Genomic DNA, 24,609 nt, shown 5'->3' with positions numbered 1-24,609 from the left:
GGTTTTCGTTTTCTCGACTGACCAGAATTAGAATGGTTTGATTTCTAGACGGCTCGCGACGGCGCGGAAGTGGCCGAAATCACTGAAGATCTCGCGTGTCCATTGCGCCAATGCAGGAGATAGTCAAGATCAACTGGCGTGCAATTGCGATCTCAGAATGGCAGTCGTTCGATTTCGCGCAGAGGTTCAACGACGTCATCGTTAACACGTGGCGCTGCACGTAATTTACTTGCTGAGATCGGCATCGATCTGGCAATTAATTGCTACGAAAACCGCGGTGAAGGGAAAATGATCTCGTGGTCCTGATCAGCCAGCGAATCTTCCTGGAAACCATCAAAAAATATTGTTTGGCGCACGCGATTGCCGTCGAGGTGCGGTCCGGCGGCTGGCTGGTCACCATGACCAAGGGCAACGCGCGGCGGCTCGCGATCGGCTACGACGTCGGGCTGAACAGCGCGGTCGCGCATCAGGTCGCCGACGACAAATCGGCCTGCGCGGACGTGCTGGCATCAGCCGGCGTCCCCGTCATTCCGCATACGCTGTTTTTGGGCGCGAAGCTCAGCAAGCACATCCCGGGATCGGACTCGCTGGACGCGATGCAGCGTCTGCTCGAGCAGCATCCGCAGGGGCTCGTCGTCAAACCCAATGAGGGGACCTCCGGCGAGCTCGTGTTCCGCGTGACGACGCGGGCGCAATTGGAGACCGCGGTCGCGCGCGTCCTTGCCGCACATCCAAGTCTCGCCATCTCGCCCTATGTCGAGATCGTGGACGAGGTGCGCGTCGTGCTGCTCGATGCGCGCGCGCTGATCGTCTACGGCAAGGCGCGCCCGTCGGTGACTGGCGACGGCATCCAGTCGCTGCGCGCGCTGGCGCAGGCGAGCGCGACGGCCGAGCAACTCAAGACCATCACCGAGGATTTCGATGCCGCCGCGCTCGACGCCGTTCCGCCCGCCGGCGAACGGCTTCTGCTGAACTGGCGGCACAACCTCGATGCCGGCGCGGAGCCCGTGCTGCTCGCCGATGACGCAATGCGCGAGGCCTGCGTCGCGCTCGCGATCAAGGCCGCGCAAACCGTCGGCATCCGCTTCGCCTCGATCGACGTCGTGCGCACGGATGGCGCGTGGAAAATCCTCGAGGTGAACTCCGGGGTGAAGATGGAAGCGTTGGGGCGCCGGCATCCGGCGCTGGTCGAGGCAGCGTATTCGGCGGCGCTGGACGAAGTGTTCGCGTAGCGTTTCCCTGCCCGACGACGCGGGCTCGCCGGCGCGATCCTGCACTGTGAGCGCCCGATCAGTCTTGCGGGTGCTCCTTTTCATAGGCGGCGACGATCAATTCCGATTGCTCGATCTGTGCCGTGAGACGATCGATCTCGGCTTGCGTCTCTGGGAACACGTCAGCCCCCGCCGTATTTCCGGATTGCAATTCCGCGATCAGTTCCCGGTTCTTCGCAATCTGCTCCCGGTGCCAATCGATTTCGGGATCGTCTTGCATGGGCCACCCATCGGCGAGATCTACGACGCCAGCTCTCGCAGCAGCATGGGTGGATAAACCGGCTTCTCGAAAAACTTGACGCCCTCAGGCAGCGCGCTGTCCGGGGGCCGGCCCGAGATGACCATAACGCGCACGCCCGGGTCGCAATCGACGGCCAAGCGTGCAAGCTCGACGCCATCCATTTTGCCCGTGAGCTTGATGTCCGTGACCACCAGCGACGGATGACGCATCTTGATGGCCAGCGCTGCCGTCTCGGCGTCCTCGCACTGGATGACGTCGAAATGGCCTTCTTCCAACAACAGCGCAATCATGTCGCGCTGGATCGTGTCGTCTTCGACCACAATTGCTATTTGACGAATTGGTCTCGCGTAAGCCATGGCGACCTCCGAACGATCAACCAGAGTTAACGAACGAGGATGTTTATGGTTCTGGTTCCCGCTTCATGAGGGACTGCTCCGGCAGACCTTTGCAGGTTCCGTGCGGAACAACTTTGCAGGTTTCAGCGTCATTGATGGGCGACGAGCCGGACGAGCCGAATGGTTCGGGCCTGAGCAAGTGAATTCTTGCGAGATAGTGCCAGGAGGCAGAGCTCATGAAGAACGCGGTGCAGCCGGATCAGGATCCTTGCGAACCCTACGGGACTGACGTGACGGCCGGCGCGACAGGCTATGCGTCCTCTCGACGATGGATCGAGGATCAGGCGCTTAAACGACCCGCGCTCGCCAAGCAGCCCAGGATGCAGCACGAGACGACCGATCCGCTTCGCGCTCGCCTGCCGCACGACGTCATTTCCGAAATGGAAGCAGAGCTGAAGCAACAGGTCGATCGACTTGTCGCCGAACGACATTAGCTGGTGAAGCAACGAGCTCGCAGACTTCAACAGCCGAATCTTGCCTGCCGATGATGCTCCAGAGATCGCGGCGCGTGGACACTCGAAGGAAGATCCCGCCGGATCGACGGAGCTTTGATGGGAGCGATTCTTGGGCGCGCGGTTTTCCAGGTCATGGTTGTTTTGACAGCGGTCGGCATCGTTGCCCTCGCATGCATGGCGGTTCGCGGCGGCTGACGCGGGGGCGGCGGTGCAGCCGGCACCGAAGTTCTGGCCGTCATTTTAATCGATTCGGCGCCTTGCTCATCCTGCGCAAGGGAGTACGCTTCCGTGCATTGATTGATCCGGAAACAGATTATGCGCAAACTTCTTTTGAGCTTCGTCGCACTGGCGGCGTTCGCCGCCGCCTTCAATCCTCCGGCCGCCAACGCGGTGTTTTGGCGTGGCGTCACGGCCCCGACGAATATCGACATCCACGGCTACCCAATCATCAAGGAGCCGCCTCCGAGCACGTGCCAGTTGATCCACGTGAACGGATACTGGGTCCGGCAGTGCCTGGATTTGTCGCGCCGCTATTGGCGGTGAGCGAAGTCGCGCTGGAATTCAGACCTCTCCCGCGAGGGGAGAGGCCGAAATTCGCGGCTAGTTCGACCCGCCCGGTGAATCGTCGAGCGCCTTGAAGGCCTCTTCGAGCTGCGGTGACAGCGCGACGTTCAGCTTCTCGCCGGTCGGCAGCCGGGCGACGAACCATTTGTTGTAGAGCGGGACGATGTCGCGGTTCGAGGCCAGCCTGCGGAACGCACGCTCGACCACGTCCTTCATCTGCGGCTCGCCCTTGCGGTACATGATGCCGTAGGGATCGTAGGACAGGTAGTCGCCGGTGACGCGGAATTTGTCCTGCGACTTGTGCCGCGCGATCAGGCCGTAGAGCAGGATGTCGTCGGTCGCGAACGCATCCGCCTTGCCGTCCACCAGCATCTGGTAGGACTGCTCGTGGTCCGGTGCGGTGACGATGTTGAGGCCGAGCTTTTGCTTGGCGTCGACATTGTGCATCGCCTGCTCGTTGGTGGTGCCCTTGGTTACTACCACCGTCTTGCCCTTCAGGTCGGCAACCTGGGTGACGCCGGAGGCCTTCGGCACCATCAGCTTGGTACCGGCCACGAACATCAGCGGCGAGAATGCGACCTGCCTGCCGCGCTCGGCATTCGCCGTGGTCGAGCCGCATTCCAGGTCGATCTTCTTGTCGACGACCGCCGGAATGCGGTCGTCGGAGGTGACCTTGACGTAGTCGACCTTGAGATTGGCGTCGTCGACCTCGGTCCCGATCTCCTCGACGATCGCATCGCACAGCTCGAGGCTGTAGCCGATCGGCCGGTTGGAGTGATCGAGGAACGAGAACGGCGGCGAACTTTCGCGATAGCCGATCCGCACCGTGTGCGTGGCCTTGATGTTGGCGAGCGTGGGGCTGAGCCCCTCGCCCGCCGGCTGTGCGGACGCCGGTGCGGCGAACAGGCTTGCCGCCAGCAGACAAGCTGACAGCAGGCGTGTCGACAGGAGAGGCGCCTCAGCCCGTATCGGCCTCCAGCGGGCGCGATGCATGCATCCCTCCCCTCAATGGCCGGCCATCACGGCGCCCGGCACCGCATCCTGCGGCACCGCGTCGTCGGGCCCGAGCTCGTGCTCGGCCTTCAGCTCGCCCTCCCACTTCGCGACCACGGCGGTCGCCAGCGAGTTGCCGATCACGTTGGTGGCGCTGCGGCCCATGTCGAGGAAGGTGTCGATGCCCATGATCATCAGCAGGCCCGCCTCGGGGATGTTGAACTGCGCCAGCGTCGAGGCGATCACCACCAGCGAGGCGCGCGGCACGCCGGCAACGCCCTTCGAGGTGATCATCAGCGTCGCCAGCATCGCGAGCTGCGTGCCGACCGACATCTCGATGTGGTAGGTCTGCGCGATGAAGATGCTCGCGAAGGTGCAGTACATCATCGTGCCGTCGAGATTGAAGGAATAGCCGAGCGGCAGCACGAAGGCCGAGATGCGCGAGGAGGCGCCGAACCTGTTCAGCCCCTCCAGCGTCTTCGGATAGGCCGCCTCCGACGAGGCGGTCGAGAACGCGATCATCAGCGGCTCGCGGATCAGCCGCAAGAGATGGCTGTAGCGTGGCCCGATCACGATGAACCCGACGACGACCAGGATGCCCCACAGGATCAGGAGCGAGAGATAGAAGCCGCCCATGAAGACGATGAGCTTCCAGAGCACGCCGAGGCCGTTCTTCGAGACGGTCGCCATGATCGCGGCCCACACCGCGAGCGGCGCGAACAGCATCACATAGCCGGTGACCTTGAGCATGATGTGCGCGAGGTCGTCGATCAGGCTCATGATCGGCTTGGCCCGTTCAGGCATCGCACCGAGCGCAACCGCGAAGAACACCGCGAACACGACGATCTGCAGGATCTCGTTCTGCGCCATCGCGTCCGCGATCGAGGTCGGGATCAGATGGGTGAGGAATTTTTCGATCGAGAACGCCGACACCGGCAGTCCGGTCGACTGCGCCTTGTCGGGCAGCGTGCCGGGGAAGTTGGCGCCGGGCTGCAGCAGGTTGACCATCACGAGGCCGAGCAGCAGCGAGACGAAGGAGGCGGAGACGAACCAGCCCATGGTCTTGGCAAAGATGCGGCCGAGCTTGGCGCCGCTTCCCATATGGGCGATGCCGCCGACGAGGGTCGCGAAAACCAGCGGCGCGATGATCATCTTGATCAGACGCAGGAACAGCATCGCGATCAGGTTGACGTCTGCTGCGATCTCGGCACGGCTGTCAGGAAAGTAGTTGAAGACAATCGTCCCCATCGCGATGCCAAGGACCATCGCAATCAGGATATACTGCGTAAACCTGCTGGACATTCTCTTACCCCCGTCAGTTCCCGGCGGAGGGCAAGTGTGGCAGATTTGCGCAGCTACGCAACACGCTTCGCGTCCAGCGCGACTTTGCCGAAACGTTCCCGTTGTGGAATGCCAGCGCGCGGACTAGCGTTCATGCAGCGCACAATCTGTGCAAGGCGCTGCGTGCGTCGCAGTCAATTGCATGCGAAACGACCAACGCCAAGGGAAGGCAAAGGGGGAGACACCGCCAATGAACGACACCGTCAATCGCCAGATCCTGCTTGTTGAAAAGCCGACCGGCAAGCTTGGCCCCGAGCATTTTCGTCTGACCACGGGGACGATCCCCACGCCGAAGGACGGCGAGGCGCTGGTGCGGACGCGCTACATCTCGCTCGATGCCGCCAACCGCGCCTGGATGCACGGCGCCACGTACCGCGCTGCGGTGGAAGCCAACACCGTGATGGCCGGCGGCAGCATCGCCGAGGTGATCTCGTCGAAGGATTCTAGCCTGAAGCCCGGCGATATCGTGTTCGGCGACACCGGCTGGCAGGATTATGCCGCCGTGCCCGCCAAGCATCTGGCGAAGATGCCGAAGCTCGAGCCGATGACGCATCTGCTCAGCGTCTACGGCGTTGCCGGCCTGACCGCCTATTTCGGCCTGCTCCATGTCGGCAAGCCCAGGGAAGGCGAGACCGTGGTGGTGTCGGCGGCCGCGGGCTCGGTCGGCTCGATCGTCGGCCAGATCGCCGGGATCAAGGGCTGCCGCGTCGTCGGCATCGCCGGCGGCAAGGACAAGTGCCATTGGCTGACCAGCGAGCTCGGCTTCGACGCCGCGGTCGACTACAAGGACGGCGCCACCTACAAGGCGCTGCGCGCGGCCGCGCCCAAGGGCATCGACGTCTATTTCGACAATGTCGGCGGCGACATTCTGGAAGCCTGCCTGGCGCAGATGAACAATCGCGGCCGCATCGCCTGCTGCGGCGCGATCTCGCAATATGACGGCGTCCCCTCCGCGCACGGCCCGCGCGGCGTGCCCGGCCTGATCGTGGTGAAGCGGCTGATCATGCAGGGCTTCATCGTGATGGACTACATGGACCAGCGCGACGCCGCACTCGCCGACCTGCAGTCCTGGGTCGCCTCGGGCAAACTCAAGGTGCAGGAGGACGTCATCAACGGGATAGAGAACACGCCGCAGGCGCTGATCGGCCTGCTCGCCGGCGAAAACCGCGGCAAGCGCATGGTGAAGGTGTAGGCGGGGAACATCTCCGAACCCGTCATCCCCGCGCAAAGGCTTCGCCTTTGTCGCTGGAGGAGCGCGTAGCGCGTCTCGAAGGATGTACGGCTCGGCTGGTGGCCGTCGACCCTTCGAGACGGCCGCTTCGCGGCCTCCTCAGGGTGACGGGGATGCAGCGCAATCTCTCCCCTCGTCGTCCCGGCGAAAGCCGGGAGGTGGATTCACATTCGAAGTGCAACACTTGAGCAAAGGACTCGGCAGGCGTGCGGTAGTCAAGGCATTTGCGCGGGGTGTTGTTGTAGGCGGCGATGAACTGGCGGAACCTGGCGGTCGAGAGGGTTACGAGATCCGTCTTGCGGGGAATAAAGCGGCGCATCCTGCCGATGGCGTTCTCGATGCCACCCTTCTGCCAGGGGGCATGGGGATCGCAGAAGAAGGTCGCGATCGAGAGGCGGTGCAGCGCCAGGTGACCGGCGAACTCGGTGCCGTTGTCGAAGGTAACGCTCTGGCGCAGCTCTTGTGGAAGGGGCGCGAAGAAGCCCACGAGATGGCGGGCGACACCGCGCGCGACCTTGCTGGCAAGGCGGATGCCGAGCAGCAGCCGCGAGGTGCGCTCGTGCACGGTCAGCACGGCCTGACCGTATTTCGAGAACATCATCAGGTCGGCCTCCCAGTGTCCGGGCACGCTGCGGTCGGCCGCTTCGAGCGGCCGATTTGCCAAGGATACACGGCCTTCGATGAAGCTTGCGGGGCTGCCGCCCCGCTTGCCGCGGCAGCCGCGCTTGCTCTTGGCGCGCGGCAGATAGCGCCGCCAGTTGAAGTCCGTGGTGCGCCTGAGTTGGCCATAGATGAAGCGGTAGATGGTCTCGTGGGAGATCACCTTGCGCCCGCACTCGCGGGCCAGCCGGCCAGCGACCTGCTCGGGCGACCAGCCGCGGCGAAGGCGTTGCAACACCGCGCGGCGCAGGCCGGGCTCCCGTTCGAGGCGTCCGCCCGTCCAGCGCCGCGCTCGCATCTGGTGCTGGGCATAGCTCGGCTTGTAGCCGACCTGGCTCCCCCGATTGCGCCTCAGTTCCCGCGAGATCGTTGATGGCGAGCGATCCAGAGCTGCCGCGATTTGCCGGACCGAGCTGCCATTGGCCGATAGGCAGGCAATCTCGCATCGGTCGTCCAGAGAGAGCTGCTTGTAAGTCCGCCCCATGGCAACACCTCCTCAAGGAAGTGTTGCACTTCGTTTGTGAACTCAGGGGACCCATTACCCCAAGTCTCGATTGTTGAGCGACACCGGGCCGCGATCCCGCTCATCACCGAAGACGGTGGTTGATGGTGTGGACGGCCCCCTACGGCATCAGTGTGCCAGAATGAGGTTGTCTAGATCTCATACAAGGGAGCCGTCCGTGAACCAGATTATCCGCATTGGGATTGATACGTCGAAGTATATTTTTGTGCTGCATGGGGTTGATGCGGCGGAGCAGGTGGTGCTGCGCAAGAAGCTGTCGCGCAAACAAGTGCTGGAGTTCTTCGCCAAATTGCCGCCGACTGTGATCGGGATGGAGGCCTGCGGGGCTTCGCAACATTGGGCGCGTCAGCTTTCCAAGCTCGGTCACGAGGTGAAGCTGATGGCACCGCAATTGGTCAAACCCTACGTGATGCGGAACAAGAATGACGGGCGGGATGCAGAAGGCCTGTGTGAAGCGATGAGCCGGCCGAGCATGCGCTTCGTGCCGGTGAAGACGGCCGAGCAGCAGGCCGCGCTGATGCTGATGGGTGTCCGCGACGGATTGATCGTCCGGCGCACCCAGCTGACCAATACGATACGCGGCCACGCGGCGGAGTATGGCCTGATCGCCCCCAAGGGACTGGACGCGATCGAACCCCTGCTGGTGCGGATTGCGCAGGACGAGACGCTTCCGGTTCTGGCGCGCGAGCTGTTTGTGGTGCTGGGCCGGGAGCGCGTCAGGCTCGAGGGTGAGTTGGAGGCGGTTGAGGCCAAGCTGATGGCCTGGCACCGCGCCGATGCCACGGGCCGGCGCTTGGCTCAGATCCCCTCGGTCGGTCCGATCGTTGCAACCGCGCTGGTGATGAAGACACCTGATCCGCGCACGTTCCGTTCTGGTCGTCATTTTGCGGCCTGGCTGGGATTGACACCCAAGGACCACTCCACCGCTGGCAAGACCAGGCTTGGCAAGATCACGCGGGCTGGCGATGAGAACTTGCGCCGTCTGCTGGTGGTCGGGGCCACAGCGGTGATCCAGCAGGCCAGGCGGGGACGCGGTCATCACTCGCGCTGGCTGCTGGCCCTGATCAAGCGCAAGCCGCCGAAGCTTGCGGCCGTGGCGCTCGCCAACAAAGTGGCCCGTATCGCCTGGAAGCTGATGGCAACGGGCGAGAGTTACGAGGCGGCACGGATGAATCCCATGACAGCCGCCGCCTAATCGATTAGCCGGCGGGCTCGCTCGCCGGCCGACCGGAGCTGCAAGAGCAGATGGAGCGATCGATCGAGCAACGATGCGAGACAGTCCGCAGGACCCATCGGCTGCCAACAGGCCGCGTGGTTGTTTGGAACTCGCATCGCGCAAACCATCTTGGCCAGCGATCCATTCGATCGCACCCAACAGGCCGGACATATGGATGCAAGCGATCCGATCTCACCAAACAGCTCTTGTGCCACGGGGGCCGTCCACATATGGGTCCTGGCTTTCGCCCATAGGCGCTAAGATAGTTTGATCATAGTCTGATAGTGGCGCTTATGTCTGGGTGGCTCGCGTAGATGTCGCCGGAGAGCGTGACTGGCTCTGCAGAGTAGAGCGATTGCGGGCTGTGGAATGATCGCTTGCCGTAGCGAAGCTACGAGCTGGCGCAGCAGACGCCACGTCACTGGGTGGGTCAGGCGGCGTCGGCCAAGCGGGGAGAGTCTTCGAGTTCGTCGACGAGCGGCTCGAGCAATAGAATGATCAGCAGATGAGCGAGGATATGGGGTCTGGCGGACCGCTCGTCGGTTCCGGGAGGTCCCTTCAGGCCAATCAGGCTTTTCAGCCGCTTGAAGCCGAGCTCAATGCGCCATCGCAGCCGATAGAGGGCGAGGATATCTGCAGTCGTGAAGTCCTCTGGCCTGAGTGAGGTCACCAGGATCACCCAATCTGCGGCGTCAAGTGTTTGCCTGGAGAGCTGATGACCTCCCTTTTGTGCAGTCCGGCGCGCCTTGCGTCGCGCAGCCGCAGCAGCTTGCGCCGGCTTCTTCGCGGCAACCAGACGCACTGCGAGCGGCGGCGCACCTGACTTGCGCTTTATCCAAATCGGCCGATCGATCAGGCCACGCGCCGAGGCGTTGCGCAGTTCGGCAGTGAGGTCAACAAGATTACCTTCGGCATCGAGCCAGCGCGCGCTCTTCCAGCCGGCCCGGATCACGAAGTCCGCATCGGCATCGACGAGATGCGCCATGCGCTCCGGTTGCAGATAGGCGCGATCGGCAAGACGGATCTCACCGGCAACCGCCGGTATCCGATCCAGCGTCTCGCCCGCTCGCTGATCGGTCAGTTCGAAGTGACCAAAGCGCTCCTGCGGAAGATCGAACGCGCTATGGATACGCCACACTGCGTTCTTGTTCCTGCCGCTCGTCCCAGCCTTGGGGACCGTCGTGGCGTCAACAATACGGATCAGACGACCGCGGCTCGCCTTCGGCGCCGCGGCGGCAAGCGCCTGCTCGACCAAGATTGCCAGCCAATCTCCGCACTGACGTAAGCGATACAACAGAGCCACGTTGGAGATATCGACAAGCCCAACCGACGTGGCCCATGCCGCCGTCAACCGCAGCCCTTTCTCACCAAGGCAATAAGCCAAGATCAGGCGCAGCAAGTCGACCGCATTGCTGATCTCCCGCGGACGGACAAACGCCTTCGTCTTGCGCGCGCTAATGTTCAGAGCCTCGGCTCCGCCAAGTCGGGCGACAACGCGCGCCCAATCTTTGTTCACAAGCGATTCGTGTGCCATTCCATCTTGGAATCACAAGCGAATCCAAGGCGCAAATCCTATTTTAGCGCCTATGGGCGAAAGCCAGGACGACGGCGGTGGATGCCGAGCCTCCCATCGGGTAGCTCGCAATGATGGAGGAGGCCGCAGCGGAGCTTCGCGCGCCCGCTCTACGTCCGGAATTGGCGCCGATAGAGTCCGGACTCGCGGGCCATCCTGTTGGTCAGTTCCTGGGCGCGCGATGTTTCATCCGGCGTCATCGCCGCGGTCTGCGCGACCCAGTTTTCGCGCTTCACCGGGAAGCACTGCGCAACCGGCGTGCCCTTGGGCAATACGCCGTTGAAACTGGTGTCGTGCCAGCGTGCCGGGAAATGAACCCAGCTGTCGTGAAACAGATCGCAATCGACCATGCCGGTCAGCGTGGTGAACGGCAGGTCGAACCGGTTGACCGGGTGCGTGAAGAACAGCGAGTAGCCCGGCGGCGCCTCGATGGTCCACAGATTGACGAACTTGATGACGAAGCGGTCGGGCTCGAACAGCGGCGAGCCGACCACCTGGCTTTCGTCGTGGAAGCCGACCGGCGAGCGCGGGAATTCGAGCGCGCCGCCGGCCGGAAGCTCGTTGTCCCAGGTGATCGCGCCATTCTCGACCTTGAGATCGCAGATCAGCGGCAACAGGAAACCCGATGTCATCGCATCGACGAATGGCGGGCAGCGCTTGACGGTATCCTCTTCGCGATTGCTCATCGTATTGAAGGCCTGCGTCGGCATCGCTTTGAGCCATCCGGGAAGCCCCAACGACGCAGGCATCGGCGGCGGAATCTTGCCCTCGAGCTCCGCGGGGCAGCGGAATTTGATGGTGATCGCTTCGTTATTGTTGGACACGGCTTTGGTCCTTGGTTCGTTCAGTGTCGGCGGCGCCCTTGCGCCAGTCGATGCTCGTCTAGCACGCGACGACGGGGCGGAGAAAGCAGCCGCATCGGTCGCGAAGCGAGCCGCGATATCGAGCTATAAGTTGTTATTATCATGACGGATAAGGCAAAGCCCTTAATCTCCCGGTTCGGCGCGCGCCAATGCTGCTTTTCCGCGTCCCTCCGCTCACCGGTGTGCAAGACTCTGCCGATAGGCATTGGCTTTCGACGCCCGCCGGGCGCATCATCGCCGGCGTCGCTGACGACAAGATCTGCGAGAGGTAACGGAGGTACCATGGCCGAATCGAAGGTTGAGACCGCCAACACTGCAGCTGCCGCGTCCCCCTCCGGCGAGAGCGGCGGCCCCAGCCACCTCGCGGTCGCGACCGTCCGCACCGTGCCGATCGAGCAGGCGCAGTCCCGCACCGAGCACGATCTGCTCGGCGAGGACGACGTGCCGGCCAATGCGCTGTGGGGCATTCACACCAAGCGCGCGGTGATGAACTTTCCGATCACCGGCGTGCCGGTCGGGCACTTCCCGGAATTCGTCCGCGCGCTGGCGCTGGTGAAGCAGGCCGCAGCGCGCGCCAACAAGCGGCTCGGCTATCTCGCACCCGAGAAGGCGGATGCGATCGAGGCGGCCTGCACCCAGATTGCGACCGAAAAGGTCTATGCCGAATCCTTCGTCGTCGACGCGATCCAGGGCGGTGCCGGCACGTCGACCAACATGAACGCCAATGAGGTGATCGCCAACGTCGCGCTGCGGCTGATGGGGCGCAAGCCGGGTGACTATCACGCGCTGCATCCGAACGACGACGTCAACATGGCGCAGTCGACCAACGACGCCTATCCGACCGCGCTGCGGCTCGCGGTGATCTTCGCCACCCAGCCGCTGGTGCGCGCACTGGACGATCTCGCCTACTCCCTCAAGGGCAAGGCGGTGGAGTTCGCCGACGTGTTGAAGATGGGGCGCACCCAGCTTCAGGATGCGGTGCCGATGACGCTCGGCCAGGAATTCGACGCCTTCCACGTGACCGTGAAGGAGGATGTCGCGCGCCTGAACGAGATTTCCGCGCTGTTCCGCGAGGTCAATCTCGGCGCCACCGCGATCGGCACCGGCATCAATGCCGATCCGCGCTATGCGGCGCTCGCAGTCGAGGAATTGTCGCGGCTGTCCGGCCAGCCGATGGTGCTGGCCTCCAACCTGATCGAGGCGACGTCCGATCTCGGCGCCTTCGTGCTGTTCTCCGGCGTGCTCAAGCGCGTCGCGGTCAAGCTCTCAAAGATCTGCAACGACCTGCGGCTGTTGTCGTCCGGACCGCGCACCGGCATCGGCGAAATCCGCCTGCCCGCGGTGCAGGCCGGCTCGTCGATCATGCCCGGCAAGGTCAATCCCGTCATTCCCGAGGTGGTCAACCAGGTGGCTTTCCTGGTGATCGGGCACGACCTCACGGTCACGATGTGCGCCGAAGGCGGCCAGTTGCAGCTCAACGCGTTCGAGCCGACCATCGGCTATTGCGTCTTGAGCTCGCTGCGCATGCTGACGGCGGCGGTCGATACGCTGACCAAGCGCTGTGTCGACGGCATCGAGGCCGATCGCGAGCGCTGCCGCAACCTGGTGCAGGGCTCGATCGGCCTGATCACGGCGCTGGCGCCGTCGCTCGGCTACGAGGCCTCATCGCGCGTGGCGCGCCGTGCGCTCAAGGAGAACCGCTCGGTCGCCGACATCGTGCTGGAGGAAAAACTGCTGACCGAAGCGCAGCTCAACCAGCTCCTCGAGCTCGAGGCCATGACCCGCCCGGCGCGCCGGCAGCCGGTGCCGAGGAGTTGAAGGACAGCCGCTGCATCGGCAGTCGGCTCCCTCTCCCGCTTGCGGGTAGGGCAATCGCATATGACCTTCAGCGGCTACGGAGGTAACTCGGCCTCGTGGTTCGAGACGCGCCGCAAGCGGCGCTCCTCACCATGAGTGCCGCAAAACAAGACCCGTCATCCTGAGAGCCTGACTGAAAAATGAGTGAGTGATCTCAGTGGGGTGTGATTCCATCGGATTTGCAGAGATTCGAGGGAGAGCACGATGCCCTGGACCAAGATCACTCGGGAGCAATATCGGCGGGACGATCTGCGTTATGCAAGCGATATGACCGATGCGGAGTGGGCGCTGATCAGACGCCTGTTGCCGCGAGCGAACCGGCGCGGCCGGCCGCGTAAGACGGAGCTGCGTCGTGTGATCGAAGCGATCCTCTATATCGTTTCGACCGGCTGCCAGTGGCGGGCGTTGCCGCAGGAGTTCCCGCCCTATTCGACGGTGCAGGGCTATTTTTATAGATGGCGGGATACAGGCCGGTGGCAGAGGATTGTCAGCGTGCTTGTCCGACGGGCGCGAAAAAAGCTTGGACGGACACCGAAGCCGACGGCAGCCGTGATCGACAGTCAAAGTGCGCCGACCACCCAAGCTGGCGGACCGCGCGGCTACGATGCAGGCAAGCGCATCTACGGCCGCAAGCGGCATATCGTGACGGATACCAATGGCCTCCTCCTCGGGGTTCATGTTCATCCGGCCAACGTTCAGGACTGCCATGGCGCCGTACCGCTGCTGAAGAACGTGCGGATGAACTTCCCCCGGCTGCGCCACGTCTTTGCCGACCGGATCTACCGCGGAAATCAACTCCTCGACGCGCTCTCAGACTGCGGTCCATGGACTGTCGAGATCGTCGAGCGGCCTCAAGGCGTCAAAGGCTTCCAGCTTCTGCCGAGGCGGTGGGTGGTTGAACGCACATTCGCTTGGTTCGGCAGATGCCGCCGCCTCGCCAAGGACTTCGAGGCGACGGTGGCAACCGAAGCTGCCTGGCTGCTGATTGCACACATCAGGCTCCTGACCCGCAGACTTGCCGCTGCTGGTAAGGTTGGGTGACTTATGAGTCAGACTCTGAGGAGCCGCGCAGCGGCGTCTCGAAGGATGGCCGCGAGGACGCTGCCCGACAGATTTTTCTATATGCGATTCCCCCGCAAGCGGGAGAGGGGGCGCAGTCCCTTCGGGGGCCTACAGCGTCTTGATGAACTCGATCAGGGCGCGGCGTTCATCTTCCTTCAGCTCCGGCCCGATCACGCCGGTGCGCTTCTCGTTGGAGAATTCGTGTCCGGAATTGCCGTTGCCGCGCTTGGTGGTGTCGAGCAGGAAGGCGTTCCTGATCTTGTCCTTCCAGACGTAGCCGAGATCCTTGGGATCATACTCCCGGCCGCCGAGATAGAAGGTCGCGGGACGGTCCTTCACCGGCGACAGCAGTGCGTAGATGGTCGGGACCGAGCCGTTGTGCAGATACGGCGGGGTCGCCCAGATGCCGTTGAGCGGCCGGACCTTGTAGGCGAGCGGCGCCTGGATCTCGTTCGGCCGGTAGCCGTTGATGCGCTTGCGATCTTCCGGCGGGGTCTTGTTCTGGTCGTACCAATAGTCGACGGTCTTCTCGACGAGATCGCCGAGCGCAGGACCGAAACTGCTGTCCTTGATGTTCAGATTGGCCGGCGTCTCGACGGTGCGGTGCGCGAGGCCCTCGGCTTGCGCGCTGTCGGTACCGATATGGCTGATCGGAATCATCTCGACATCGAGCAGCGGCTGGCCGGCCTCGTTCCTGGTCCAGCGCCTCTTGTCCTTGAACAGCGCAAAGGCTTCGCTCGCGGGCAGCGCCTTGCTGTCGATCGCCGGGCCGTGACAGCCCTGGCAATGCGTCTTGTAGAGCTCGCCGCCCTTCTTCGCGAGGTCCATGTTGATTGGCGGCAGGATGTTCTCCGGCCATTTCGGCGAAGCAAGTCCGCCAAAACCCTTGTCCTCGCTGGGCGGCTCGCCGGCGATCATCCGCTCCATCTCGTGCAGCACGTCGATCCGCGCGCTCGATTTGTAAAGCCCCTTGGACTCGTCGAGCAGGTTGAGCTCGGCGCTGACGCCGAGCGCCTCGCCGGCGTTGCGTACCATCGGCTGCATGATCGAGCCGTCATATTGCACCCAGCTGAACCACGGTGCGTTCCAGATTCGCGGGAAATGCACCGGCGCCGAATGCGAGGCGTAGTTGTTCGGGTTGTTCAGGTCGATCGAGAACACCTGGTTGCCGATCCGGTTCAGCGCGTCGAGCCGCGCATAGCCTTCCTCGACGCTGTTGGCGGCGACCTTGTTCTCCAGCGAATTGATGTTGGCGTATTGCTTCAGCACGAGGTCGAGCTGGCCGCGCAGCGCCATGCGTTCGTCGAGGCTGGCATCCTTGCCGAGGATCTCGTCGGCAAAGCGCGAGAAGCGGCCCGGCCAGAACCGCGTCAGCAGCAGTGAGACGCCGACGCTCTTCTGGAATTCGAACAGATTGGTGTTGGCCGGCCCACCGTCGATCACGATCTCGGTGCCGCGATAGCTGAAGCTGCCGGTGTGGCAGGCGGCGCAGGTCAGGCCGACGCCGGTCATATCCGCCTTGCTGTGCGGATTGCGCCACGGCGCGCCGTTGGCATCGGCCATCGGGCCGCCCTGCGAAAAGCCGATCGGCAGCGCATCGGGTTTGCCCGGAATCACCGTGTCGGGAATAAAGCCGAAGCGGCCGAGATAATTGGTCTCGCTGAGTCGCGGCGCCGCGGTGAACAGCGGCCAGACCGTCGGCTGCTCCAGCGCCATGAACCATTCATGGGGAATGCCGAAGGTCCGTGTGCCCTGGTCGGCGTGATAGAACCAGCGCAGCCGCTCCGCGCTGACATTCTGATCCAGCCACACCGTCTTTGCCGGCGGCTGGTAGTCGACGACCTTGACGCGGAAACCGCTCGCCACCGTCTCGATATCGTCCTTGAAATAGAGCACGCCGGCGACAATCAACAGTCCGATGACGAATATCGTCTTGCGAGGCATGCCCCGTTCCCCCAGTTCGCGGTACCCGCGCGTGATATGGATCAGATGTTAAAATTCGCCGAAAAACGAATTCGCGTTAAGCGTGTGATACTATGTGCGCCATCCTACAGTGGCGGCGCTTGGTCTAACAGCGGAAATGTTGATTGGCTGTGAGCCAGTTCACTTGCGGCGTTCCCTCCGCGGCGGCATTTGCGCGCATCGAGGCCTGCGGCTAGAAACAACGGCGCAACAATTCCTCGAGATGTCATCTTGAACACGTCAGGCGCGCAGCCGCTCACGATCACGGTCTCGAACCACGGCACGGTGTCCGCGTTGCTGTTGCGGCCGGCGCAGGCCCGTAGCGCCTATGTGTTTGCCCATGGCGCCGGCGCCGGCATGACGCATCCCTCGATGGCCGCGATTGCGGAGGGCCTGGCGGAGCGCGGCATCGCGACATTGCGCTATCAGTTTTCCTACATGGAGAAGGGCAGCAAGCGGCCCGATCCGCCCGCCGTCGCGCAGGCAACGGTGCGCGCCGCGGTGGCGGAGGCCGCGCGTCATTGCGGCGAACTGCCGCTGTTCGCCGGCGGCAAGTCGTTCGGCGGACGCATGACCTCGCAGGCACAGGCCAAGGCGCCGCTCGCCGGCGTGCGCGGGCTGGTGTTTCTCGGCTTTCCGCTGCATCCCGCCGGCAAGCCGTCGAGTGAGCGGGCCAGGCATCTCGCCGAGGTCGAGGTCCCGATGCTGTTCCTGCAGGGCACGCGCGATGCGCTGGCCGAACTCGACCTGCTCGAGCCCGTGGTGAAGGGGTTGGGTCATCGCGCGACGCTGGATCTGGTGCAGGAGGCCGACCACTCCTTCCATGTCCTCAAGCGCTCCGGCCGCAACGACCGCGAGGTGATGGCCGAGGTGCTCGATGCCTTCGCGGGCTGGGTGGCGAAGCATTCATAGGTGTGTAGCCCGGATGAGCGAAGCGACATCCGGGGTCTGCATGCCGCGGGCGAGATCGGTCCCGGATATTGCGGAGCCTGTCATCGGGCGCGCGTTCGCGCGACCCGTTGGCTCATCCGGGCTACGCTTGGCCGCGAAAGGGATGTTATTCTCCACCCATGACCAGGATCCTGATCGTCAATCCCAACACCACCGCGTCGATGACCGCGACCATCGCGACCGCCGCGCGGGCGGTGGCCGCACCGGGCACCGAGATCGTCGCCGTCACATCTGCGATGGGACCGGCCTCGATCGAAGGCTTCTATGACGAGGCCTTCGCCGTGCCCGGGCTGATCGAGGCGCTGCTGAAGACGCCCGACGTCGGTGCCGGCATCGTCGCATGCTTCGACGACACCGGGCTGGATGCCGCGCGGTCGGCTGCGCGCTATCCGGTGGTCGGCATCTGCGAGGCGGCGCTGGTCACCGCCGGACAGATCGCCAAGCGCATCGGCATCGTCACCACGCTGCCGCGCTCGATCGTGCCGCTGGAGGAACTGGTGCGCCGTTACGGCTTTGCCGACCGCGCGGTGGTCACCGCCTGCGACGTCGCGGTGCTCGATCTCGAGAAGCCGGGCTCGGGCGCCAAGGCCAAGCTGGGGGCCGAGATCGCGCGGGCACTGGACAAGGGCGCGGACGCCATCGTGCTCGGCTGCGCCGGCATGGCCGATCTTGCCCATGAGCTGTCGGTGCAATTCGGCGTGCCCGTGGTCGACGGCGTGGCCGCCGCGGTGAAGCAGGCGGAAGCGCTTGCCGGCCTCAAGCTGACGACGTCGCGCCGCGGTGCTTACGCGTCGCCCGCGGCGAAAAAATACCACGGTATGCTCGAAGGATTCGCGCCTGACCAAAAGTAGTGACTGCGTCATTGCGAGGAGCATAGCGACGAAGCAATCCATTTCTCGGCAAGTGGCGATATGGATTGCTTCGCTTCGCTCGCAATGACGGCGAGATCGTTATGACGCCACCCCGCCATAGATCCGGTCGCGCAGGCGGCGCATGCCGGACAGCCAGCGCTCGCGATTGGTGGCCTTGCGCTGCATGTATTCCTGCACCTGCGGATGCGACAGAATCAGGAAACGTTCTTCCGCCATCGCCTCGATCACCATCCGCGCCACCTCGCCCGGCTGCAGCACGCCGTCGACGCGCGCGGCGCTCGGGCCCGGCGTCGTCATGCCCGTCTGCACCGATTGCGGACAGAGCACGGAGACGCGGATGCCGCGATCGCCATACTGGATGGCGAGATGCTCGGCGAGCGCGACCGCGGCATTCTTGGTCACGCCGTAAGGCATCGAGTTCAGCGAGGCTAATAGCCCCGCGGCGGATGCGGTGTTGATGAGATAGCCGGAGCCGCGCGCGAGCATGCCGGGCACCAGCGCGCGCGCCGCGTACACGTGGCTCATCACATGCACGCGCCAACTCACGTCCCAGTCGGCATCGGACGCGGTCTCTTGTCCCTTGCGCGAGAGCCCGGCATTGGAGAAGAACACGTCGACCGGACCATATTTGTCCTCGGCGGCGGCGATCAACGCCTTGATGTCCTCCTCGAGCCCGACATCGGCGGTAACGGCAAGACCGTCGATATCGCCGGCGACGCTCGCGAGCCGATCGCGCGAGGTCTTGAGATCGGCGACCACGACGCCGCGAGCACCGGCGTCCGCATAGGCCCGCGCCACCGACTCGCCGATCCCGCTCGCGCCGCCGGTGACGACGCAGACCTTGTCCTTGACTTGCATGGTTCGATGTCCCTGCTTGTTATCGTGGTGGGTCGGATTGTCAGCCCTGATACAGGCCCTTGTCACGCGCCTTCTGGATCGCGAGCGCGGCCATCAGGTCGAGCATTGGGGTCGAAATGGCGGCCGCGCGGGCGAATGCCGCCGGTGCGCGCACCAGCACATCGATCTCGATGCCGCGCCCGAGTTCGTAGTCCTGCAGGATCGACGGCTTGTGGTCCGGCGCCGGCCCTGAGCGGGTGACGCGCTTGACCTCGGGAATATAGTGTGTCGCCACTGCATTGGCCTCGTCGAGCAGGCGCGGGATCACGTCCTGCACGTCAGGATCGTCGCGGACGCCACGCGCGGTCAGCCCGGTCAACAGGCACAGCACCGACATCGACATGTTGGTTAACAGCTTTGACCAGATCGTCTCGCGGATCTGCTCGACCTCGGGCGATTCGATCGCGGCGTCGTTGAGCGCCGCGCGCAGGCGGGCGATGCGCTCGCCCTGCCGGTCGTCGCATTCGCCGATCAAGAGACGGTTGCGGTCCGGCGACAGGTTCGCGACGACCCCTGGCGCGATCACCTCGTTGGAGGAAAAGATCACGCCGCCGATGATCCGCTCCTTCGGGACGGCGCTGCGCAAATGCCCGCCGGGATCGAGGAAGCCGAGATCGGGGATCGCGGGATGCTGCGGCGGCAGGCCGAGATCGTACCACCAGGGAATGCCGTTCTGCGCGAACACGATTGATGTGTCGCGCTGAAGCAGCGGCGGGAGCTCGGCTGCGAGCGCGCCGATGCCGGTCGCCTTCAGTGTGCTGATGACGATGTCCTGCGGCCCCAGATCGGCAGGATCGGCTGAGGCCTTCACCTTCGCGGTGACGCTGCTATCGCCGACCTTCAGCGTCAGTCCGCTGGCCCTGACCGCGTCGAGATGCGGCCCGCGCATCACGCAGGCCACATCGTGACCGGCGCGCGCGAGCCGGACCGCGAAGTGGCTGCCGACGGCGCCCGCGCCGAAAATGCAAATACGCATGAGTGGAACAATTCTCCGCAACGTGCCCCGTCAGTTTCCACAAGCGCGGGGCATCGCGCAACCCGTCATGCGCGTGGCGCGGTCGTGCGCGCCCGAAAGTGATGGATCAAGGCATCCGCTCTCGCCATAGTGCACGGCTAGTACAAGGCAACAGCAATGCCGAACAGGGAGCAACGTCATGTCGGCCAGCCCAGTCCTGTGGAGCCTCGATGCGCGCGGGGTCGCGACCGTCACGCTGAATCGTCCCGAGGTCAACAATGCTTATGACGGCGCGCTGATTGCGGGCGTGCTGGCCGCGATCGACGATCTCTCGACCAAGCCGGTGCGCGTCGTCGTGCTGAACGGCAACGGCAAGCATTTCCAAGCCGGCGCCGACCTGAAATGGATCAACGGCGTGCGGCCGAAATCGTTCGAGGAGAACGAGGCGGCGTCGCGCGCCACCTTCGAGGCGGTGCAGCGTCTCAACACGCTGCCGGTCCCGACCGTCGCGCTGGTGCAGGGCGGCTGCTTCGGCGGCGGCACCGGCGTGATCTCGGCCTGCGACATCGTGATCGCGGCCGACAATGCGCTGTTCTCGATCACCGAGGTGCGCTGGGGCCTGACCGCGGCGATCATCATCCCGCAGCTCTGCGACGCGATCGGCGTCCGCCAGGTGCGCCGCTATGCGCTGACCGGCGAACGGTTCGGCGCCGAGGATGCCCGCCGCATCGGCCTTGTCCATGAGGTGGTGCCGCTGGCCGATCTCGACAGCGCCGGCGCCAAGGTCGTCGAGCAGCTGCTCGGCAACGCGCCGGATGCGATGGCCGAGACCAAGAAGCTCGCGATGGAAAGCTCGTTCGGCGGCATGGCGGTGGACGATGCGGCCTACAAGCGCCTCGTCCAGCTGCATTCAGCCAAGCGGCAGACCGCGGAAGCTGCCGAGGGGCTTGCATCCTTCGCCGAGAAGCGCGCGGGCCGGTGGGGCGGCGCCACGTAAGCTCAGCAGCCGCGGCAGATGCCGCGCATGCTGCGATAGACCTCTTCGTCGTCGCGGCGCATCTGCTGCAGCTGATCGAACGTCTTCGATTCGCTCGACCGCGTCACCGGCGGCTCGGGCTTGCGCTTCGCCGCAAGTTCCTGCTCTTGCCGATGGTAGCAGGCCTCGCGCTCCGCCTTGGCCTCAATGAAGCGGCAGGTCTCGATCGCGGCCGCGGGCCCAGCGACGATGATGAGACCAAACGACATTGAGATCAGGAGTTTCAAGCGGGCGATCCTTTCGCGTCCTTGTCTCAGCTCGGCATGCGACCGGCAAGGCCGGCGTCGCATCACAGCGGCTGCGACAGCGATTTTTTCAATGTCTTCAGCAGCGCCTGCACCGCGGCGGCATCGATGCGGCGCTCGGGAACGGCGGCCTTGACCCACAATTCGGGGATCGGAAAGTCGGTGAGTACCGGTTGCAACGCGCCGGCGCGCAGCGCGTCCGCGACCAGATAATGCGAGAGCAGCGCAATGCCGTTGCCGGCGATCGCGCTTTGCGTCAGCACGCGGCCTTCGTTCGAAGAGAGAATCGGGCGGACCTGGATATTGATGCGGCCGCGCGGGCCCTCGAATGGCCATTCCGGTCCGGTCGGCAGGAAGCTGAGGCAGCGATGATCGACCAGGTCGCGCGGATGCTTCGGCGTGCCGTGCTTCTTCAGATAGGCCGGCGAGGCGCATACGAGACGCGGCAGCCGGCACAAGGGCTCGTCGACCACGCCGCCGAAGGAATGCGGGAAGGCGCCGATCGCGATATCAAAACCTTCGGTCACCGGATCGACCGGGCGGTCGATCATCACGATCTCGAGCTTCACGCTTCCGTTCTGCTTCTGGAAGATCGTGAAGGCATCGGCGAGCCGCGCAACCGTCAGCGAGGTCGGCGCCTTGACCCGCAGATGATCGGAGAGGTCGCGCTGCTTCTCGCCCATCCGCGACAAGAGATCGCCGACATCGGCAACCACGCCGCGGGCGCGATGCACATATTGCTGCCCGGCCTCGGTCAGCCGCAACTGGCGGGTCGAGCGGTGGAACAGCGCGGTGCCGATGCGCTCCTCGAGCTGGGTGACGCGTTTGGCGACGACGGATGTCGCGATATTGAGCTTGCGCGCCGCGGCGGAAAAGCTGCCGGCATCGGCGGTGGCGAGGAAGGCTTCGAGATTGACCAGCGTATCCATCTGCCTTGCTCGCCTTTCTCGATTCGCGAAAGCTGATTACATAATTTGGTAGATTGTACTGCAATCCGCATCAATTCATAGTTGGCCCAATCAACTTTGTTCAGGGCGGAAATGATGCGAGCGAGCACGATCGAAGAACCTGCGCGGCAGGTCCCGGTCTATGGCGAATACGACGTGGTGGTGCTGGGCGGCGGACCGGCCGGCATCGCGGCAGCGGTCGGCGCGGCACGTACCGGACGGCGGACGCTCCTGATCGAGCGTTACGGATTTCTCGGCGGCATGGGCACCGCGGCCGGCGTGACCAACTTCTGCGGACTGCACGCCAACATCTTCGGCGAGATGCACCGCGTGGTGCAGGGCATCGCCTCCGACCTCCTGGCGCGGATCGACCGGCTCGGCGGGCTGAACGCGCCGCATCTGATCCTCGGCAAGATCCTTGCGCAGGCCTACGACACCGCGGCCTACAAGATCGCGGCCGACGATCTGCTCGCACATCACAAGGTCGACATTCTGTTCCACGCGCTCGGCGCCGGCGTCGTCATGGATGGTTCGCATATCCGTGCGCTGATGGTGGAAACCAAGGCCGGCCGTCAGGCCGTGCGCGCCAGCATCTTCATCGATTGCTCCGGTGACGGCGATCTCGCGGTGTGGGCCGGTGCGCCCCATGAAGTCGGCGATAATGCCGGCGGCATGCTCTACCCCTCGATGATGTTCCGCCTCAACGGCATCGATCCGGCGAAGGCCGGCGATGCCTGGCGCACCATCCCGGCGCTGATGGCTGAGGCCGAGGCCGCCGGCACCCACACATTCCCGCGCAAGTCGGCGATCGTGCGGCCGCAGAAATCGCAGATCGAATGGCGGGTGAATTTCACCCAGGTGACGCGAAGCGATGGCGGCGCCATTTCCGGTATCAATCCTGACGACATGACGCGCGGCGAGATCGAGGGCCGCCGCCAGGCGGTCGAAGCGTTCAGGTTCCTGCGCACGGTGCCCGGCTTCGAGAATTCCTACATCGTCGATCTGCCGCCACAGCTCGGCATCCGCGAGACGCGGCGCGTGATCGGCGGCTACATGCTGTCAGGCGAGGACGTGCTGGGCTGCGCCTCGTTCGAGGATTCGATCGGCGTCAATGGTTGGCCGAAGGAATCCCATGTGCCGGGTGATGTGATCTTCGAGTTTCCGCCGATCCCGGAGAGCCGCGGCTATAACGAGTTGCCGTACCGCATGCTGGTACCGGAGGGCGTCGACAATCTCCTGGTCGCCGGCCGCTGCGCCTCGATGACCCATGAGGGGCAATCGGCGGCGCGCGTCTCCGGTGCCTGCTTTGTGATGGGCGAGGCGGCGGGAACCGCAGCCGCACTCGCGCTGTCGGGCAATACGATTCCGCGCGACATTTCCGTCGAAAAGTTGCAACAACAGCTTGGCAAACAGGGCGCGTTCATCGGCCGCGATCAGGCCGTGCCCGAGGGATTGTAAGCGGAGGACGGCAATGAAGCGTTGGGCGCGGCTCGCACTCGCGGGTCTCCTGGTGTGGGCCGCGAGCGGCCTCGCGCGGGCCGATGATCTCCTGAAGGCGAAGATCGGCGTCTTGCGCCTGTCGTCCTCGGCGCCGGTGTTCATTGCGCAGGACAAGGGCTATTTCCGCGACGCCGGCCTCGACGTCGAGCTCAAATTCTTCGACGCGGCGCAGCCGATCGCGGTCGCGACCGCGTCGGGCGATGTCGATTTCGGCATCACCGCCGTCACCGCGGGGCTCTATAATCTCGCCGGCAAGGGCACGCTGAAGGTGATCGGCGGCATGAGCCGCGAGAAGGCCGGCTATCCCCTGATCGGCTACTTCGCCAGCAACAACGCCTATGCCGCCGGCCTCAGGACGCCGAAGGATCTGGCGGGCAAGCGCGTCGCGGTGACCCAGGTCGGCTCCAGCTTCCATTATTCGCTCGGCCTGCTCGCCGACAAATACGGCTTCAAGCTGTCAGAGGTGAAGGTGGTGCCGCTGCAGTCGCTGTCGAACGCGGCCGCGGCGCTGAAGGGCGAAACCGTCGACGCCGCGCTGCTGCCGGTCTCGACCGCGCGGACGCTGATGGATTCCAACGGCGCGAAATTGCTCGGCTGGGTCGGTGACGAGACGCCGTGGCAGTTAGGCGCTATCTTCGCATCGCCGAAGGCGCTGACCAACGCACCGCTGGTGACCAGGCTGCTCACCGCGCTCACCCGTGCCGACCACGAATATCACGACGTGATCCTGACTGCGATCAAGGACGGCGTGGCGCCGATCAACGACAAGACCAGGCCGCTGCTCGAGATCATCGCCAAATACACCAACCTGCCGGTCGCGCAGGTGGTCGGCAATTGCGCCTATATCGATCCCGACGGCAAGCTCGACGTGAAGAACCTCGACAACCAGATCAAATGGCTGCAGGGGCAGGGCTTTGTGGACAAGGGCTTTGACGCCAATGCGATCATCGCCAAGGATTACGTGAAGGCGGATTGATGTGGGACCGCGTGCACAACTCT

The 24,609-nt window shown here is 64.2% G+C and carries 23 protein-coding genes and 1 pseudogene; 12 read left to right on the top strand and 12 right to left on the bottom strand.

The genetic code is table 11. The features are described 5' to 3' along the window. Positions 1 to 296 precede the first annotated feature (296 nt). Complete coding sequence (locus ACVW1B_RS37875) at positions 297 to 1,232, top strand: ATP-grasp domain-containing protein (protein WP_456822836.1); 936 nt, start codon at positions 297 to 299, stop codon at positions 1,230 to 1,232. Between the two features lie 58 nt (positions 1,233 to 1,290). Here ACVW1B_RS37875 and ACVW1B_RS37870 read toward each other — a convergent pair whose 3' ends face one another. Both ACVW1B_RS37870 and ACVW1B_RS37865 read right to left on the bottom strand, forming a co-directional pair. Next, positions 1,291 to 1,491, bottom strand: a complete 201-nt coding sequence (locus ACVW1B_RS37870; protein ID WP_076832724.1) for a hypothetical protein — start codon at positions 1,489 to 1,491, stop codon at positions 1,291 to 1,293. A 20-nt stretch (positions 1,492 to 1,511) separates the two neighbouring features. Next, positions 1,512 to 1,868, bottom strand: a complete 357-nt coding sequence (locus tag ACVW1B_RS37865) for a response regulator (RefSeq protein ID WP_253605067.1) — start codon at positions 1,866 to 1,868, stop codon at positions 1,512 to 1,514. A gap of 215 nt (positions 1,869 to 2,083) precedes the next feature. On the opposite strand from ACVW1B_RS37865, the gene ACVW1B_RS37860 reads away from it, so the two are divergent. Beyond that, on the top strand, positions 2,084 to 2,341 hold the full coding sequence (locus ACVW1B_RS37860; RefSeq protein ID WP_253605068.1) for a hypothetical protein: 258 nt from the start codon (positions 2,084 to 2,086) through the stop codon (positions 2,339 to 2,341). A 336-nt stretch (positions 2,342 to 2,677) separates the two neighbouring features. Then, positions 2,678 to 2,905: a hypothetical protein gene (locus ACVW1B_RS37855; RefSeq protein ID WP_028337614.1), complete on the top strand. Its 228-nt coding sequence runs from the start codon at positions 2,678 to 2,680 to the stop codon at positions 2,903 to 2,905. 57 nt (positions 2,906 to 2,962) lie between these two features. On the opposite strand, the gene ACVW1B_RS37850 is transcribed toward ACVW1B_RS37855, so the two are convergent. Further along, positions 2,963 to 3,919, bottom strand: a complete 957-nt coding sequence (locus ACVW1B_RS37850; RefSeq protein WP_253605069.1) for an amino acid ABC transporter substrate-binding protein — start codon at positions 3,917 to 3,919, stop codon at positions 2,963 to 2,965. Positions 3,920 to 3,931: 12 nt separating this feature from the next. Beyond that, positions 3,932 to 5,221, bottom strand: a complete 1,290-nt coding sequence (locus tag ACVW1B_RS37845) for a dicarboxylate/amino acid:cation symporter (protein WP_028336266.1) — start codon at positions 5,219 to 5,221, stop codon at positions 3,932 to 3,934. A 229-nt stretch (positions 5,222 to 5,450) separates the two neighbouring features. On the opposite strand from ACVW1B_RS37845, the gene ACVW1B_RS37840 reads away from it, so the two are divergent. Beyond that, positions 5,451 to 6,452 (top strand): NADP-dependent oxidoreductase, encoded by a 1,002-nt coding sequence (locus tag ACVW1B_RS37840; RefSeq protein WP_253605070.1) that lies wholly within the window; start codon positions 5,451 to 5,453, stop codon positions 6,450 to 6,452. A gap of 196 nt (positions 6,453 to 6,648) precedes the next feature. Here the strand turns inward: ACVW1B_RS37840 and ACVW1B_RS37835 are convergent. Beyond that, positions 6,649 to 7,635, bottom strand: a pseudogene (locus ACVW1B_RS37835) (IS30 family transposase); the annotation flags it as partial. Between the two features lie 196 nt (positions 7,636 to 7,831). Here ACVW1B_RS37835 and ACVW1B_RS37830 point away from each other — a divergent pair. After that, positions 7,832 to 8,869: an IS110 family RNA-guided transposase gene (locus ACVW1B_RS37830; protein ID WP_253605065.1), complete on the top strand. Its 1,038-nt coding sequence runs from the start codon at positions 7,832 to 7,834 to the stop codon at positions 8,867 to 8,869. A 451-nt stretch (positions 8,870 to 9,320) separates the two neighbouring features. On the opposite strand, the gene ACVW1B_RS37825 is transcribed toward ACVW1B_RS37830, so the two are convergent. Next, positions 9,321 to 10,424, bottom strand: a complete 1,104-nt coding sequence (locus ACVW1B_RS37825; protein WP_076824845.1) for an IS4 family transposase — start codon at positions 10,422 to 10,424, stop codon at positions 9,321 to 9,323. Positions 10,425 to 10,573: 149 nt separating this feature from the next. Next, positions 10,574 to 11,287, bottom strand: a complete 714-nt coding sequence (locus tag ACVW1B_RS37820; RefSeq protein WP_253605074.1) for a hypothetical protein — start codon at positions 11,285 to 11,287, stop codon at positions 10,574 to 10,576. Positions 11,288 to 11,608: 321 nt separating this feature from the next. Here ACVW1B_RS37820 and ACVW1B_RS37815 point away from each other — a divergent pair, with 321 nt between their 5' ends. After that, positions 11,609 to 13,144 carry an aspartate ammonia-lyase gene (locus ACVW1B_RS37815; RefSeq protein ID WP_253605075.1) on the top strand — a complete coding sequence of 512 codons (1,536 nt, stop codon included), beginning with the start codon at positions 11,609 to 11,611 and terminating at the stop codon, positions 13,142 to 13,144. Positions 13,145 to 13,387: 243 nt separating this feature from the next. Further along, positions 13,388 to 14,224 carry an IS5 family transposase gene (locus ACVW1B_RS37810; RefSeq protein ID WP_253605076.1) on the top strand — a complete coding sequence of 279 codons (837 nt, stop codon included), beginning with the start codon at positions 13,388 to 13,390 and terminating at the stop codon, positions 14,222 to 14,224. A gap of 129 nt (positions 14,225 to 14,353) precedes the next feature. Here the strand turns inward: ACVW1B_RS37810 and ACVW1B_RS37805 are convergent, their stop codons facing one another. Further along, positions 14,354 to 16,189, bottom strand: coding sequence for a c-type cytochrome (locus ACVW1B_RS37805; RefSeq protein WP_168858708.1), 1,836 nt, complete (start codon positions 16,187 to 16,189; stop codon positions 14,354 to 14,356). 249 nt (positions 16,190 to 16,438) lie between these two features. Here ACVW1B_RS37805 and ACVW1B_RS37800 point away from each other — a divergent pair, with 249 nt between their 5' ends. Then, entirely contained in the window at positions 16,439 to 17,119 is a 681-nt protein-coding gene (locus ACVW1B_RS37800; RefSeq protein ID WP_253605077.1) for an alpha/beta hydrolase family protein, read from the top strand. Between the two features lie 158 nt (positions 17,120 to 17,277). Beyond that, positions 17,278 to 18,009: an aspartate/glutamate racemase family protein gene (locus ACVW1B_RS37795; RefSeq protein ID WP_253605078.1), complete on the top strand. Its 732-nt coding sequence runs from the start codon at positions 17,278 to 17,280 to the stop codon at positions 18,007 to 18,009. Positions 18,010 to 18,108: 99 nt separating this feature from the next. Here ACVW1B_RS37795 and ACVW1B_RS37790 read toward each other — a convergent pair whose 3' ends face one another. Both ACVW1B_RS37790 and ACVW1B_RS37785 read right to left on the bottom strand, forming a co-directional pair. Further along, positions 18,109 to 18,888 carry an SDR family oxidoreductase gene (locus tag ACVW1B_RS37790; protein ID WP_253605079.1) on the bottom strand — a complete coding sequence of 260 codons (780 nt, stop codon included), beginning with the start codon at positions 18,886 to 18,888 and terminating at the stop codon, positions 18,109 to 18,111. A 40-nt stretch (positions 18,889 to 18,928) separates the two neighbouring features. Then, positions 18,929 to 19,903: a ketopantoate reductase family protein gene (locus ACVW1B_RS37785; protein ID WP_253605081.1), complete on the bottom strand. Its 975-nt coding sequence runs from the start codon at positions 19,901 to 19,903 to the stop codon at positions 18,929 to 18,931. 178 nt (positions 19,904 to 20,081) lie between these two features. Here ACVW1B_RS37785 and ACVW1B_RS37780 point away from each other — a divergent pair, with 178 nt between their 5' ends. Then, complete coding sequence (locus tag ACVW1B_RS37780; protein WP_253605084.1) at positions 20,082 to 20,879, top strand: enoyl-CoA hydratase-related protein; 798 nt, start codon at positions 20,082 to 20,084, stop codon at positions 20,877 to 20,879. Between the two features lie 2 nt (positions 20,880 to 20,881). Here the strand turns inward: ACVW1B_RS37780 and ACVW1B_RS37775 are convergent, their stop codons facing one another. Further along, positions 20,882 to 21,145, bottom strand: coding sequence for a type VI secretion protein (locus tag ACVW1B_RS37775; RefSeq protein WP_233475876.1), 264 nt, complete (start codon positions 21,143 to 21,145; stop codon positions 20,882 to 20,884). A 62-nt stretch (positions 21,146 to 21,207) separates the two neighbouring features. After that, positions 21,208 to 22,092 (bottom strand): LysR family transcriptional regulator, encoded by an 885-nt coding sequence (locus tag ACVW1B_RS37770; RefSeq protein ID WP_456822835.1) that lies wholly within the window; start codon positions 22,090 to 22,092, stop codon positions 21,208 to 21,210. 114 nt (positions 22,093 to 22,206) lie between these two features. On the opposite strand from ACVW1B_RS37770, the gene ACVW1B_RS37765 reads away from it, so the two are divergent. After that, on the top strand, positions 22,207 to 23,568 hold the full coding sequence (locus tag ACVW1B_RS37765) for an FAD-dependent oxidoreductase (protein ID WP_253609823.1): 1,362 nt from the start codon (positions 22,207 to 22,209) through the stop codon (positions 23,566 to 23,568). Between the two features lie 13 nt (positions 23,569 to 23,581). Beyond that, on the top strand, positions 23,582 to 24,586 hold the full coding sequence (locus ACVW1B_RS37760) for an ABC transporter substrate-binding protein (protein ID WP_253605088.1): 1,005 nt from the start codon (positions 23,582 to 23,584) through the stop codon (positions 24,584 to 24,586). The last annotated feature ends 23 nt before the right edge of the window (positions 24,587 to 24,609 follow it).

The sequence above is a fragment of the Bradyrhizobium sp. USDA 4502 genome, assembly GCF_054063355.1.
This window is presented reverse-complemented; position numbering and strand designations above follow the sequence as displayed.

What these genes read in the sequence shown, in the direction of transcription:
- ACVW1B_RS37765 (WP_253609823.1), top strand. Translation starts at nt 22,207, where the DNA reads ATGCGAGCGAGCACGATCGAAGAACCTGCGCGGCAGGTCCCGGTCTAT.
- ACVW1B_RS37865 (WP_253605067.1), bottom strand. Translation starts at nt 1,868, where the DNA reads ATGGCTTACGCGAGACCAATTCGTCAAATAGCAATTGTGGTCGAAGAC.
- ACVW1B_RS37760 (WP_253605088.1), top strand. Translation starts at nt 23,582, where the DNA reads ATGAAGCGTTGGGCGCGGCTCGCACTCGCGGGTCTCCTGGTGTGGGCC.
- ACVW1B_RS37815 (WP_253605075.1), top strand. Translation starts at nt 11,609, where the DNA reads ATGGCCGAATCGAAGGTTGAGACCGCCAACACTGCAGCTGCCGCGTCC.
- ACVW1B_RS37780 (WP_253605084.1), top strand. Translation starts at nt 20,082, where the DNA reads ATGTCGGCCAGCCCAGTCCTGTGGAGCCTCGATGCGCGCGGGGTCGCG.
- ACVW1B_RS37785 (WP_253605081.1), bottom strand. Translation starts at nt 19,903, where the DNA reads ATGCGTATTTGCATTTTCGGCGCGGGCGCCGTCGGCAGCCACTTCGCG.
- ACVW1B_RS37840 (WP_253605070.1), top strand. Translation starts at nt 5,451, where the DNA reads ATGAACGACACCGTCAATCGCCAGATCCTGCTTGTTGAAAAGCCGACC.
- ACVW1B_RS37810 (WP_253605076.1), top strand. Translation starts at nt 13,388, where the DNA reads ATGCCCTGGACCAAGATCACTCGGGAGCAATATCGGCGGGACGATCTG.
- ACVW1B_RS37845 (WP_028336266.1), bottom strand. Translation starts at nt 5,221, where the DNA reads ATGTCCAGCAGGTTTACGCAGTATATCCTGATTGCGATGGTCCTTGGC.
- ACVW1B_RS37860 (WP_253605068.1), top strand. Translation starts at nt 2,084, where the DNA reads ATGAAGAACGCGGTGCAGCCGGATCAGGATCCTTGCGAACCCTACGGG.
- ACVW1B_RS37805 (WP_168858708.1), bottom strand. Translation starts at nt 16,189, where the DNA reads ATGCCTCGCAAGACGATATTCGTCATCGGACTGTTGATTGTCGCCGGC.
- ACVW1B_RS37850 (WP_253605069.1), bottom strand. Translation starts at nt 3,919, where the DNA reads ATGCATCGCGCCCGCTGGAGGCCGATACGGGCTGAGGCGCCTCTCCTG.
- ACVW1B_RS37855 (WP_028337614.1), top strand. Translation starts at nt 2,678, where the DNA reads ATGCGCAAACTTCTTTTGAGCTTCGTCGCACTGGCGGCGTTCGCCGCC.
- ACVW1B_RS37825 (WP_076824845.1), bottom strand. Translation starts at nt 10,424, where the DNA reads ATGGCACACGAATCGCTTGTGAACAAAGATTGGGCGCGCGTTGTCGCC.
- ACVW1B_RS37790 (WP_253605079.1), bottom strand. Translation starts at nt 18,888, where the DNA reads ATGCAAGTCAAGGACAAGGTCTGCGTCGTCACCGGCGGCGCGAGCGGG.
- ACVW1B_RS37870 (WP_076832724.1), bottom strand. Translation starts at nt 1,491, where the DNA reads ATGCAAGACGATCCCGAAATCGATTGGCACCGGGAGCAGATTGCGAAG.
- ACVW1B_RS37770 (WP_456822835.1), bottom strand. Translation starts at nt 22,092, where the DNA reads ATGGATACGCTGGTCAATCTCGAAGCCTTCCTCGCCACCGCCGATGCC.
- ACVW1B_RS37795 (WP_253605078.1), top strand. Translation starts at nt 17,278, where the DNA reads ATGACCAGGATCCTGATCGTCAATCCCAACACCACCGCGTCGATGACC.